We start from the raw sequence: 12,868 nt of genomic DNA on the forward strand, positions 1-12,868 counted from the left end.
TTATCTTCTTAGATTTATTTATCAAGCAACCAAGAAAAGGCTGGGTCCTGAAAAATATGACGTTTAGGAACAGTTTGTAAATTCTGATCGCATTCATCTATTGTACCTAATTTTAAAGCACAGACTTCTGGTATATTTTCTTGAACAGTGAAAATTTGACTATGACAGTTCTGGCAGTAATAACGCTGTTTTCCTGGAGAAGAACTATAAGAAACAAGCTTTTCTTTTCCATGCAATACTAACTTTTCACTGCTAACTTTGGCATTAACTGTATAGGCAGACGCAGTTGCTTTCCGACAAAATGAGCAATGACAAAAAACTAATTCCGATAATTCCTCATCTAGAGTGTAGGTCACTGCTTTACATAAACAAGATCCTTTAAGCATTATGCTCCTTTCTACTTAGGCATTAGACGAAATCAAAAAGAACCGAATTTCAACACCCAAGCCTTGCGACTAGGGGCGTCAGAAACGCGGTTCCACCCTAATTTATTACTTCATTGTTTTTGAAAATACTACAGAAAGCGCCAGTTCTTTATTTTGCCCTACTTGGCTCCCACTATCCCAAGCTCGCTTGAAGAACGCCATAAGACTTTCTTTCCTGCTGACTATTATATCAAAAATTGGAACAATGTACAATTCTTTTTATGATTTTCTAGAAATCCATATCATCAACTCGTGGAGCACCCGACTGAACAGCAATCGCTTTTAAGGTTTCACGCTCCTCATGACTCAATTCGATTCCAAAGCAATCAAGATTAGCCTGAATACGAGACGCTGTGACAGATTTCGGAAGCGGTAAAAATCCTTCTGCTAAGCTCCATGCCAAGGCTATCTGAGCAACAGACTTTCCATGATTTGCTGCGATTTCTTGCACTTGCTTGCTATCAAACAGTTCTCCCTGACCAAAAGGTCCCCAAGCTTCCAATAAAATACCTTTTTCTCGACAGTAAGCTACGACTTCCTCTTGATACACACCTGGTGCCAAGCGAACTTGATTGACCGCTGGAAGAATTTTTGCTGTTTCAAGCAAGGCATCCAAATGATGGGGAAGAAAATTACTAACACCGATAGCACGGATTTTGCCTTCTAGGTAAAGATCCTCCATCGCTCTCCAAACTTCTGAATTTCGGATTTTCCAGTGGTTATTTTCTCTGAGTGGTTTTGGATTTGGCCAATGAATCAAATACAAATCCAAATATTCCAAGCCCAGTTTCTCTAAAGACTCTTCAAAAGCCTGACGAGTTTGCTTATAGTTGTGATTTGTATTCCAGAGTTTACTGGTTACAAAAATCTCCTCTCTCGGAATGCCACTATCTTGAATGGCACGACCAACGCTTTCTTCATTTTTATAAATAGCTGCCGTATCGATATGGCGATAGCCTGCCTTTAAAGCCTCTAGTACAGCTTGATAGGCAATCTCTCCATTTTCAGCTTTCCAGGTTCCAAATCCCAGTACTGGAATTGTAACACCATTGTTTAAAGTATAAGATTTCATTATTTTTCCTTTCTATGAGAAGAAAATCCAAAGAAACAAATTCTCAAAGAAAACTTATCTCTTTAGATTTTGTGTATTATTGGTCACGGTCGTAATAGAGCTGGTGAGGTTTAAGACGAGTATCTAACAAATCTGGAATTGTCACAAAGTCATACCCCTGACCTTTCAAATAGTCAATAACCTTCGGCAGAGCATTTACTGTCTCAGCATGGATATCATGCATGAGAATAATAGAACCATTCTTAACTTCACGCTGAATTTCTGTCAAAATAGATGCTTCATTTTTACTTTTCCAGTCCAAACTATCCACATCCCACATAATAAAGCTCAAATCGAGGCTATTGCGAATGTCGTCTGTAATGGCTCCATAAGGGGGACGCATAAGTTTAGAGCTAGAACCCAACACTTTAGTTAGCGCATCCTCAGTATCAGTAATTTGTTTTTTAGCTTCATCAAGGGAAAGTTTTGAAAGCACTGGATGACTCCAACTATGGTTTCCAATAACATGGCCATCCGATTTCATGCGTTTCAAAATCTCTTCATTACCAGAAACATTCTTACCTAAAACAAAGAAAGTTGCCTTGATACCATACTTAGAAAGAGTATCTAATGCTTGATTTGTCGTTGCAGGATTTGGTCCATCATCAAAAGTCAAGGCCACTACTTTACGATTTTTCTTTTCATAATAGGCCTTATATAGCTCTGCATCCTTATCTAATAAATAAGAGGACTGAATAACTTCAAAGAAACTAGATACTGGCAAGGCAATCTCGTCTAGATTTTCAACTGTCTGACTTGGATAAAGGATAATCTGACTATCCTTATAATCAAAGTTCCATGCAGACAAGTCTTGGTCAGAGAAGGCTTTAACAACTTGATCAATCTTTTCTTGCTCCAATTTCTTATCCTGTAAAAAAGAAGTCAGTTCTTTTGTCAGCTTTTCTTTGGCTTTACTAGCATCTGAAAATAGTTGATCAAGGGTAAAAGGTTTACCATCTTCTGTCAAATGCACTTTCGCTAGACTAGTTTTTTCAGTCTCTTCAACTTTTGACGAAGTTAAATCATAGACTTGTTTCATCACACTTCGGTTGACAATCCCTTTTAAAGTCGAATCTTGTTTCTCCGTATAATAAAAAACCAGATTTTCCTTGTCTTCCAGATTTTCCTTAATATCCTGTGTCATGATTTCTTTTACAGATGAAATCACTTGCTCCCCTTGGAGAGGATAATAGGCAATTACTTCTGCTTGTCCCTTACGAAAATGATCCTTCTGATTTCCCTCACTCAATTGATCATCTTTCTCTTTTTTGAGAGATTCAATCCTTTGTTCAAAACTTTGTTTTGTATATACTTTGTATCCAATCATTGAACCAAGGACACAAATACTTACTGAAAAGATAGCTACTAGGGCTATTAGACTCATTCTTATCTTATCGTGATTTTCACGCTTTGCTCTACTTTTATCCATAAGACCATCATATCAAATTCAAGCTATAATTTCAATGATTTGGGAGGAAATAGTATATTAAAAAAGAGGAGTCTGGGACAAAAAGATTTTGATTTCAGGAATTCTTTATTATAAGTTTTTAAAATCGATAGATTAGACAAAAAAGCGAACAAAACAGAATCATGAGTGTCAGACAACTTGTTTTGTTCGCTTTTTATATTTAAGGTTAGACTTTTATCCCAGACTCGATTCCATTGCTGAGAATCGGTTTTCTAAATAAATCAAGCCGTTTTTTACATAATAAAAATTATGTAGAAGAACTACAGCAACAAATCCTTGACTTTCCCAATTTCACTTCTTGGAATAACTAGGTGAATCATATCACCGAGATACATTCTGGTTGAGCCGTTAACTGTTTGGCTCTTGCCATTATGGACTTGTGTTGTGATGAGGACATTGTGTGGCAGATTGAGTTCATGAACCTGTTTTCCAGCGATTTTGTCTGATACAGGAATTTCAATAAGTGTGACTTCTCCTTCATCTGTCGCTTCTTCTGGCAGCATTTTTTCCAACATAGCCTCATAGACTGGCGCACCCTTGAGTAGATCCATGACGATGTAGGCAACTAGGGTTACTAATCCAAGTGGCATAAGATTGCGAATATCTCCTACCATTTCGGTTACCAGAATCATAGCGGTTAAGGGTGCCTTAGATATTGCTCCAAAATAGCCACTCATTCCTAGAATGACAAATATAGGGAATTGCTCTTGACTGACAAGTCCAAGATTGACACAAATAACACCAACTATAGCACCAAGTAAGGAGCCAAGCGCCAAAATTGGTAGGAAAATTCCTCCTGGAAGGCCACTTCCATAGCTAATCATGCTCCAAACAAAGCGAATCAAAAAGTAAACTAATAGAACTTGGAAACTAAAATCTTGCTCAGTTAAGGAAAGAACCAGCTGATTTCCACCACCAAGGATTTGGGGTAAGAAGATCCCGACTGGTATGATGAGAATGAAAGCCAGAATTGGATAATAAGCTCTATTCAAACGGATTTTTTGACCTATCCAGTCATAAACTCGACCAACATTGAGCACAGCTTTCTCATAGAGAAAACCAGAAAGTCCAAGAAAAACTCCCATAAGGAGGTAAATCCAATACTGGTCTAGGGTCATGAGTGGGATGTTGTCTGGCATATCCAGTACGGGTGTTAGGCCAAATATAAGCAGAGAAACAAAGTTTGCTACGAGACTGGCTGCGAGAGTTGAGACCCAGAAAAAGCGTGAAAAATGGTGATAGACTTCTTCTACAACAAAGAGAAGTCCTGCAATGGGAGCATTAAAGGCTGCAGCTAGACCAGCGGCAGCTCCACTAGCAATCAAGGAACGTTCCTCTACTGGACTGGATTTGAGCCATTTGGCAATTCCTTTACCACCAACCGCTCCGAGTTGAATGCTTGGTCCTTCACGCCCTAGCATAAGGCCACTAGCAATAGCCAAAATTCCTAGAATATATTTTTTCCAAAGTACGCCCCACCAGTTGAGGGTCATGAGCCCTTTCAGTTCAGCTTCGACTTGAGGAATTCCTGAACCTTTGATGTCTTTTTCTGACCGAGTTAATTTCGCACTGAGCCAACAAACTATTAAATAAAATAGACCAATGATAAAAAGATTGCGCACTAGGTGCGCTTGATCTTGATAAAGTCCTTGTATCAGGTGGAAGCCTTTTTCAATTAAGAAACGAAAGGATCCAACGATAATTCCAACAACGAGACCGACGATGATTCCTCGTCCAACTTGGGATAATATGGTACTCGAGGCAAAGGCAAATTCTTTCTTGGAACTGAGTGTTTCTGACTGTTCCTCCATAATCATTCCTTCTAACTTAACTTTCTTTTTCTCCTAAAACCAGTGATTTAACGGGTTCAAAGCTGGTTCGGTGAATTGGGGTAACTCCTAGTTTTGTGAGGCCTTCCAGGTGTTTAGCTGTTCCATATCCTGCATTAGCAGTAAAATCATAGCCAGGGAACTGCTGATCGTAGTCCTTCATCAATTCATCACGTGTCACCTTGGCTACTATAGATGCTGCTGCGATAGAGAGGGAGTTGGCATCTCCTTTGATGATAGATGTTTGTGAAATTGGTAAATCCAGTTTCATGGCATCTATCAAAAGGTACTCAGGTTGAGGACTGAGCTGGGAGATTGCTTCCTTCATAGCCAGTTTGGTTGCTTCATAGATATTGACTTGGTCGATGACTCTATTATCCATGATACCAATGCCGATTGATAATGCTTGATCTTGAACGGCTTGATAAATTTCTAGATGTTTCTTTTTAGGAATTTTCTTGCTGTCGTTGAGGCCTCTAATCTTACAATTTTTAGGCAAGATAACGGCTGCAGCGACTACTGGCCCAGCCAGAGGACCTCGGCCGACCTCATCAACACCAGCAATTAAGGTCAATCCTTGCTTATAAAGTTCCTTTTCGTAGGAAAGCATGGATTCCAAACGAAGTTCCTCATCCAATTCTGCCTGAATAGCTTTTTTACGCTTGCTGATTTCCTTTTGAACTCCAGAGCGATTATCCTTTTCAAGCTCTAAAAAAATAGGGCTTTCTAACTCCTTGACCGTTGCAAGTAGTTCTTTGATTTCTTTAATCGTCGCCATCGAGGTCTTCCAATATATCTAAGGTATAGTTACCGAGTTTGCCGTCGCGGACTTCCTTCACGAAGAGACTGTAGAAACGGTCATAGTCATCACGGAAGCCGAGGGCGCGGGTCATATCCATAATAATAACTGGCGCTTCTTCCTCAATTTTCATTTGTTTGAAGCGGTCAGCCAACTTTTCTGGATAATGTTCTTTGAAATAATTGAGGCCAAAAATAGTTACCTCATCCATAGGAAGCAACTGGTCTTTGATAGCCCCTGTCAAGGCCAGTTTCAATGCTACAGTTTCATCCTCAAACTTAGGCCAAAGAATCCCCGGTGTATCCAAGATTTCCAGGTCTTTATTTGTTTTGAGCCATTGTTGTCCCTTGGTAACCCCTGGTTTGTTTCCGACAACAGCAATTTTCTTGCCAGCCAAACGGTTCATGAGAGTTGATTTACCAGCGTTTGGAATCCCGATAATCATAGTACGCAAGGTTTCAATTTTAATCCCACGTTCTCTCTGGCGAGTAATCTTATCCGCCATGAGCTTTTTGGCCGCATCTGTTACAACTTTTACAGTTACTTGTTCTTTGGAGTTGATAGCCAGCGTCTGGATTCCCTGTGATTCAAAATACTGACGCCATTCCTTGGTCATTGCTGGATCGGCCAAGTCCGCCTTGTTTAAAATCAAGAGTTTTGGTTTGTCACCAACAATTTTGGTCAACATAGGATTTTGACTAGATAGAGGTAAGCGTGCATCCACCAAAATCGTCACAAAATCAACAAATTTTAAATTTTCCTGCACCTGTCGACGTGCTTTAGACATGTGACCAGGAAACCATTGAATAGTAGCCATTGAGTTTTTTTCCTTTCATAGCAAGGGTTTAAAGACCCTATTTTATTTTACTATCGCTTGAACATAGAGAGTTTTCAAATGAATGGTGTTCAAACAATTCTTATTTAATTACATAGAAATCTACTTTATATTATATCATGCCTTCTCTATTTTGTCCGATGATAGCCCTTCAAGCTCCCTGAATAGAAAAAGTGACTCTATAATATTTGTAGTGGGTAAATCCCCTATAGATATTATGGAGCCTATTTTGTTGTAGAAAAAATTCCATAGAAAAAATCATATGGAATCATTACTTCTTATCACAAAACCACTCGATATCAAAGACCCTAATATCCAGATTCTAGACATCATCAATAAGGATACCCACAAGGAAATCATCGCTAAACTGGACTACGATGCTCCATCTTGCCCTGAGTGCGGAAGTCAAATGAAGAAATATGATTTTCAAAAAACCTTTCTCAAGGATAAAGAAAAGATTGTCAACGCCCTTCAACTACACTATTCTAACGCCAAATTAGAAGCAACCAATAATCTCATTAAACTCATCAAACGCAATGCCTTTGGATTTCGGAACTTTGAAAACTTCAAAAAACGGATTTTTATCGCTCTCAATATCAAAAAAGAAAGGACAAATTTTGTCCTTTCTCGATCTTAGCTGACTTCAACCCACTACAGTTGACAAAGAACCGAATTAATTTGATATTCCTAATCAATTTGTTCATATCTTATTCTAATCAACTATATATTAATTATGATAATTCATTCAATAGCCCAGTAAGAATAAGAGAACCACTCATTAATTAGACTAGCGATTTCTTTAGGTGTTTCAGTATAAAGCTCATGGCCAAAGTTTTCTAGAAGAATAGTATCAAAATAGTCTGGCAATTCTTTTAGGGCTTCCTCTCTCCATGTAGCTTCATTAGGATAGCGAGGACTAATAAACAAGGTAGCTCCCACTTCTCTCTTAAAAGCTTGTATTTTCCTCCGTAGGCGGAGGATCGCTTCTATATTTTCATAATTTATAGCCAACTCATATCTATTATACTCCGCATTCCAGTGATAGGACTGTCTTACAGCTTCCTCCATATTTTCTGACCAATACTTTGCTTCAGATTTCTCTTTAGAAATAAGAAGAGCTAAGTCTGAAACGACTTGAGATTCGATATAGTTTTTAACTTCCTCTAACTCTGTATCTAAAGGTAAAATCTTATCTAAATCTAGATAGCCTCCATCCAAAAGAATCAGTTTTTTCACTTCATGAAATTCTGATGCGAGATAACGAGCCAAATCCCCTCCAAGAGAATGGCCTATCAGACAGATAGATTCTCCCTCTACTATTTCCTTTTTAAACCATGCTTTCAATTCTGTTTCATCTCGAAGATGCTTTTCATACGGATTTAGAAAACAGACCTGCGAATCTAGTTCTTGAAGAAAATCCTTACTATGATAGACATTGCTTCCTAGACCGCCTATAAAATATATTTTCATTTTCTACTTAATACTATGTTTATTCATCTTTTGTTCAAAGATAGTTGTGATAATCTGACGCAATTCTTCGCGTTCTTTTTCTGGGATTTCACCACTTGTTTGAGCTGCAGCGTAGAGTTCAGGGTGTTCAATTGAAATGCGTTTAATAGTACGTGTTGTAGCATGTTTTCTGACAAAAAACGGGATTCGCTTAATCAAGTCTTGTGGGACGAGCGCAAGAATCTTCTCAGCAGTTTCCTTGTCACTAATCTTAGACGTAGTCAGCCCCTTCTTAATCATTTCCTGTTCTTTTTCTGTAAAATCTTTTAATTCCATTCGATAAATCCTCCTATTTTCTTTAAGTTAAATTATATACCAATTGTAGCAAGACAACAAATAGTCTGTTTGTAAAATGCTCTCTATACTACAATTTTCCTGTCACTCATAATTGCTCTTTAATGAAAAATCACAAATCCTTTTGGAGAGATGACAAGCTGATTCTCCGATTCTTGGCAATTGCTTGCTAGTGCTACGGTTTCCTTCTCTAAAAGATACTCTTCTTTTGATTGGTTAAAGATCGCTTTAAGGAGCCGGCCTTGGTATTTCCATTCCAGAGCTACTAGATCAGGTTTGATTTCTTGAAGGCTATACTTGCCATACTGAATGGTTGATGACGCTTGTTTTCTAATATTAATCAGCTGCTTCATGAAATTCAGCATATCATCGTCACTTGATACACGTTCCCAAGGCATACAACGTCGACAATCTGGGTCTGGTCCTCCGGTCAAGGCTAGCTCGGTTCCGTAGTAGATACATGGTGTTCCCTTTTGTAAAAAGAGAAAGGCTAAGGCTGATTTAACCAGTTGCACATCCTCATTGGCCGTCCACAAAATACGTTCTGTATCATGAGAATCCAAAAGATTAAACATAACCTCTGAAATCTGCTGCTTGTAATGCATAGATTGGCCATTGATTTCATCGATAAACTGTTCCGTCTTCTTAATACCTCGTAAAAAATACTCCTTGATGCTATCAGATAACGGATAGTTCATGACAGCATGGAACTCATCTCCATTTAGCCAAGGCTGAGACCTATGCCAGACTTCTCCTAAAATATAAAGATCAGGTTTTTTAGCTAAAACTGCCTTACGAAAATCCCTCCAAAACTGATGGTCAATCTCATTAGCCACATCCAACCGCCAAGCATCGATATCAAACTCTTCAATCCAATAAGTCGCAACCTTCAAAAGATAGTCCTTGACCTCTGGATTGGCTGTATTTAGCTTAGGCATATAGTCCTCGAAACCAAAAGCATGATAAGGCAACTCTCTCTTGTTGGCTAGTTTTTCAGTCATCACTGGAAATTGTTGAATATGGAACCAATCTTTATAAGCAGATTGCTCACCATTTTCGACAACATCTTGCCATTGAGGTGATTGCGAACCAATATGGTTAAATACAGCATCCAGCATGACTTTCATGCCACGCTGATGAGCTTGCTCGACCAGTTCCCGAAAGGTCTCCTTGTCCCCAAAATGACGGTCAATTTCAAAGTAATCTGTCGTATTGTACTTATGATTGCTCGTAGATTCAAAGATGGGACAGAGATAAAGTCCAGTAATGCCCAAGTCTTGCAAATAATCCAGATGGTCAATAATCCCCTGTAAATCACCACCAAAGAAATCATTACTCTTAGGTGTGATAGATGAATCCCAGTCTAATGTCCCTTCTGGGTTTAATCGAGCATTTCCATTGGCAAACCTCTCAGGAAATATCTGATACCATACCGTGTCTGAAACCCAGTCGGGAACCTGACAGGCATCAATCTCATGAAGATAAGGCAACTTAAAGCCATTTCCAATGGCATGAAGATTTTCTAGAGAATTGTCCACACAACCTTTATCGCCGTACAAAATGCTCTGGCCTTCTGTATCCGTGACTTCAAAGAGATACTGGATACGTGCAAAGTCAACGGACACTTCAACCTGCCAATAATCAAAGATGGCGTCGGAAGTCAGCTTGGCCATTTCCTTTGTATCTTGATAAAACTCCTCCATAAAGATAAAAGGGTCCCCATAGTGCAAGTTGATGCTTTCAATGTCCCCTTTCTTAGTTCGAATCCGAATATGAAGCTTCTTATCCTTATAAAGATAGGTAAACTCCGACTCAGGCCTATGGTAAATAGCGCTTAATTCCATCAATTTGTCTCCTTAAGTTCTAATTCAAATTTTACGCAAACGTTTTCAAAGACAATAAATCCAGTATACTATTTTTGTAGACTATTTGCAAGAATGGTCCATTTTTAAAAGAACTATCTTTTTAAGTATACAAAAAAGCCTCAAAAAGGCTTTATCTATATACTATTCCTCTTTCGGTTTTGAAAAGACTTCAATATGTTGGTCCAGTACCTTGATTTCTACAGGTAGGTTATCAGATTTATCACCGTCAACGTCTGACTCCAATTCACTATCAGAGGTGATTTTAATATTGCGCGCTTTGATATACTCGATATTATCATTTGCGACAACATCGCCTTTCAATAAATCAGGAATGACGGATAATTTGGAGAATAGAGACGCATCTTTTAAAATCAAAATATTGGCATAGCCATCTTTATTTTCTTCAAAGATTTTTTTGTCAGCAAAGTAATTTGTCAAGAGAACCAAAACATGGCTAGCTTCACCAACATAATTTCCATTTTCCGTCTCCACCTTAATGTTGAAGACTTGATCCGTCATAACAGACTTCATGGTATTTACAGCATAGGCAAGAATACCAAATTTTGTCTTATCTTCAATTTCAACGTTGTGAATCGCCTCAGGAAGAGAACCGATACTAAAGATATAACCAAAATAGTTATCATTTGCTTTACCAATATCAATCTTATTAGTTAGATCAAAATCGAGTTCCTCAATAGCGCCATCGATATCTTTGTTGATTTCTAAAAGTTTTGTAATGAGGTTACCCGTACCCCCAGGGATAATACCCAACTTAGGAATGTAGTTTCTCTCAGCAATACCCGAAATGACTTCATTGACAGTCCCATCTCCACCAAAAACAACCACTGCATCGTACTGCTCACGTGAAGCCTCTTCAGCAAAATGTGTTGCATCTAGCGCTTTTTCGGTAATTTTGGTTTCAACATATTCAAAGTATTCTTTTGCTTTATTCTCCAGTTTTTCTTTATAATCCAAAGCCTTCTCCCCACCAGAGGTAGGGTTGATAATTACCATTGCTTTTTTCATTGATTTTCTCCTCGAAATCCATTAGAAATAGTTACATTTCATCCTATGCAACTAAACGTATTCCCATTATACAATGAAAGTACAGAAAAGAGAAATATGAAGTACCGGAGATTAAAACTCTTTTATTTTATATCAACCTTATTATCCCATCGCCTGAGTATACCCTTTAAGGGTTCATCCAAGTAAGAATAGGCCTTTTCCTTAATCCAATCAGGAATACCATAAGCTGCTTCTGCTATGCTACCAGTGATTGCTGCGAGAGTATCACTGTCGCCACCAAGTGAGATGGCGTTTCTACTCGCCATATTCTTTTATTTTATCAGCATATTCTGTCAAAAGATTCTTTGAATAAATTTTTGCATTACTTGAATTTCTAACTTCTTTCCAAAGAATAGATGCAACTTTTAGTTTATTCGAGTAGTTGTCACTATTTTCATCTGCACAGAAATCCTTTAAAAATTGATTCCATTGACAAACCGAATGATCATACTTAGCATAATCTGAATTTCCATAATAAACTTTTAGCATGTCTTGGATTCTAAAAGTCGAATCATTTTCTCTTTTTACTTTTCTCCAAGCTGTAGCCATATCAGCAGTAAATTTAAAAGGTGAAACATCTGTTAAAGTTGAGAAATATTCTCTAAAGTAAGTGTTAAAGGAGAATCCACATTCAAGTAAGGACGTATCTAAGGTGATAGCTTCCACTCGTTTCTTATTTCTTTTTGTTGATGATTTTTTAATCAAATTCCCCTTAAAGTACTGCTCGATAATATGATTGAGTTCTTGTTTCGTACCTATATATTCAAGTTCTAATGACTTGCATATTTGTGAAAGTTCATCACGATACCAATAATATTCATTAAACTCATCAAATGAAGTGATTTTATCAAATTCTGGTCTGTTCTCTATCAATATTTTAGCTCCACAAAAAAATTAGGTTTTCATCTTAAAATAATGGAGTTTTAGTTTCTTTATTTTGAGCATTAGCTCCGTTTCACTAACAAGCTCACACACTCAGCGGTTCGGACTTACCGTATCATTTCGTCGTTTTCACTCCTCATTCTACGAGTCCTATCCCATGGGCCGAACATCTGCTTCTACTTCACTGATAACTCAGCTCGTACAAGCAGTGATACTGCCTCAACATGTCGTGATAGCAAACTTCTATATTGTAGAATGAAAGTGACTGAGTTGTTGTTCAAAATTAAACTTTAGAATGAAAATATTTTAAAAAAAGTAGATTACTTTTAGAAGTCTCCCACTTGTATTATTTTCATTTAAAAAGAGATAAGCCCTCAATAAAAGGGGCTTACTCCCTCGCCAGCGAAAAGGACAGAAAAGAACCGGCGTCAAATCAAGGTTTTATTTTTGAAATTTACCAAAAATACTTAGTTCTTTTTTACTTACAATTATTTTAATAAAAAAAGAACTTACCTGTCAAACAAAACGTTAATTTATATCATCTTTATCTATCTTAGTTATAATATTTATCAAATCTAATTTGAGTATTTCTTTTTTCCCTACCTTAATTATTTAACTACAAAAAAATCGAGCCTGGGACAATAGTCTCTTATGTCCCAAAAAAAAGCAACGGATTTGCCGTTGCTTTTTTGCACGGTTGCGATAGTCTTGGTAAAATAGAATTGCTTAATAAACCATTTAGAAAGGCTATCCCATGCATATTCACTATAACACAAATCAAACAAC

12 protein-coding genes and 1 pseudogene are annotated in these 12,868 nt (G+C 37.7%); 1 reads left to right on the forward strand and 12 read right to left on the reverse strand.

Going from position 1 to position 12,868, the window contains the following annotated elements; genetic code table 11:
- Nucleotides 1-14: 14 nt before the first annotated feature.
- The 6 genes from QM865_RS07850 to ylqF form a co-directional block, all read right to left on the reverse strand.
- On the reverse strand, nt 15-386 hold the full coding sequence (locus tag QM865_RS07850; protein ID WP_000912012.1) for a GFA family protein: 372 nt from the start codon (nt 384-386) through the stop codon (nt 15-17).
- A gap of 268 nt (nt 387-654) precedes the next feature.
- Nucleotides 655-1,497: an aldo/keto reductase gene (locus QM865_RS07855; RefSeq protein WP_414306394.1), complete on the reverse strand. Its 843-nt coding sequence runs from the start codon at nt 1,495-1,497 to the stop codon at nt 655-657.
- 76 nt (nt 1,498-1,573) lie between these two features.
- The gene (gene pgdA, locus QM865_RS07860; protein WP_414306395.1) at nt 1,574-2,965 is read right to left on the reverse strand and encodes a peptidoglycan-N-acetylglucosamine deacetylase PgdA; all 1,392 of its coding nucleotides are present in this window, start codon (nt 2,963-2,965) and stop codon (nt 1,574-1,576) included.
- 299 nt (nt 2,966-3,264) lie between these two features.
- Nucleotides 3,265-4,815 (reverse strand): chloride channel protein, encoded by a 1,551-nt coding sequence (locus QM865_RS07865; RefSeq protein ID WP_414306396.1) that lies wholly within the window; start codon nt 4,813-4,815, stop codon nt 3,265-3,267.
- Nucleotides 4,816-4,831: 16 nt separating this feature from the next.
- A complete protein-coding gene (locus QM865_RS07870; RefSeq protein ID WP_414306397.1) occupies nt 4,832-5,611 on the reverse strand; it encodes a ribonuclease HII in 780 nt (259 codons plus the stop codon).
- Complete coding sequence (gene ylqF, locus QM865_RS07875; protein ID WP_414306398.1) at nt 5,598-6,449, reverse strand: ribosome biogenesis GTPase YlqF; 852 nt, start codon at nt 6,447-6,449, stop codon at nt 5,598-5,600. The genes QM865_RS07870 and ylqF overlap by 14 nt, the downstream gene beginning before the upstream one ends.
- Before the next feature lie 280 nt (nt 6,450-6,729).
- On the opposite strand from ylqF, the gene QM865_RS07880 reads away from it, so the two are divergent.
- Nucleotides 6,730-7,104: a transposase gene (locus QM865_RS07880; protein WP_101784907.1), complete on the forward strand. Its 375-nt coding sequence runs from the start codon at nt 6,730-6,732 to the stop codon at nt 7,102-7,104.
- Nucleotides 7,105-7,208: 104 nt separating this feature from the next.
- Here QM865_RS07880 and QM865_RS07885 read toward each other — a convergent pair whose 3' ends face one another.
- The 6 genes and pseudogenes from QM865_RS07885 to QM865_RS07910 all read right to left on the reverse strand — a co-directional run bounded on the left by QM865_RS07885 (nt 7,209) and on the right by QM865_RS07910 (nt 12,073).
- Nucleotides 7,209-7,937, reverse strand: coding sequence for an acyl-CoA thioester hydrolase/BAAT C-terminal domain-containing protein (locus QM865_RS07885; RefSeq protein WP_414306399.1), 729 nt, complete (start codon nt 7,935-7,937; stop codon nt 7,209-7,211).
- A 3-nt stretch (nt 7,938-7,940) separates the two neighbouring features.
- Nucleotides 7,941-8,252 (reverse strand): hypothetical protein, encoded by a 312-nt coding sequence (locus tag QM865_RS07890; protein ID WP_000420556.1) that lies wholly within the window; start codon nt 8,250-8,252, stop codon nt 7,941-7,943.
- Nucleotides 8,253-8,371: 119 nt separating this feature from the next.
- Nucleotides 8,372-10,114, reverse strand: coding sequence for a glycoside hydrolase family 13 protein (locus QM865_RS07895; RefSeq protein ID WP_261097497.1), 1,743 nt, complete (start codon nt 10,112-10,114; stop codon nt 8,372-8,374).
- 162 nt (nt 10,115-10,276) lie between these two features.
- Complete coding sequence (locus tag QM865_RS07900) at nt 10,277-11,161, reverse strand: diacylglycerol/lipid kinase family protein (protein WP_414306400.1); 885 nt, start codon at nt 11,159-11,161, stop codon at nt 10,277-10,279.
- 122 nt (nt 11,162-11,283) lie between these two features.
- Nucleotides 11,284-11,463 (reverse strand): annotated as a pseudogene (locus QM865_RS07905) (ADP-ribosylglycohydrolase family protein); the annotation flags it as partial.
- Nucleotides 11,456-12,073 carry an SAP domain-containing protein gene (locus QM865_RS07910; protein WP_414306401.1) on the reverse strand — a complete coding sequence of 206 codons (618 nt, stop codon included), beginning with the start codon at nt 12,071-12,073 and terminating at the stop codon, nt 11,456-11,458. The gene QM865_RS07910 and the pseudogene QM865_RS07905, both read right to left, overlap by 8 nt.
- Nucleotides 12,074-12,868: the final 795 nt, after the last annotated feature.

The organism is Streptococcus mitis (genome assembly GCF_047462815.1).
GTDB classification, from domain to species: Bacteria; Bacillota; Bacilli; order Lactobacillales; family Streptococcaceae; genus Streptococcus; species Streptococcus mitis_DO.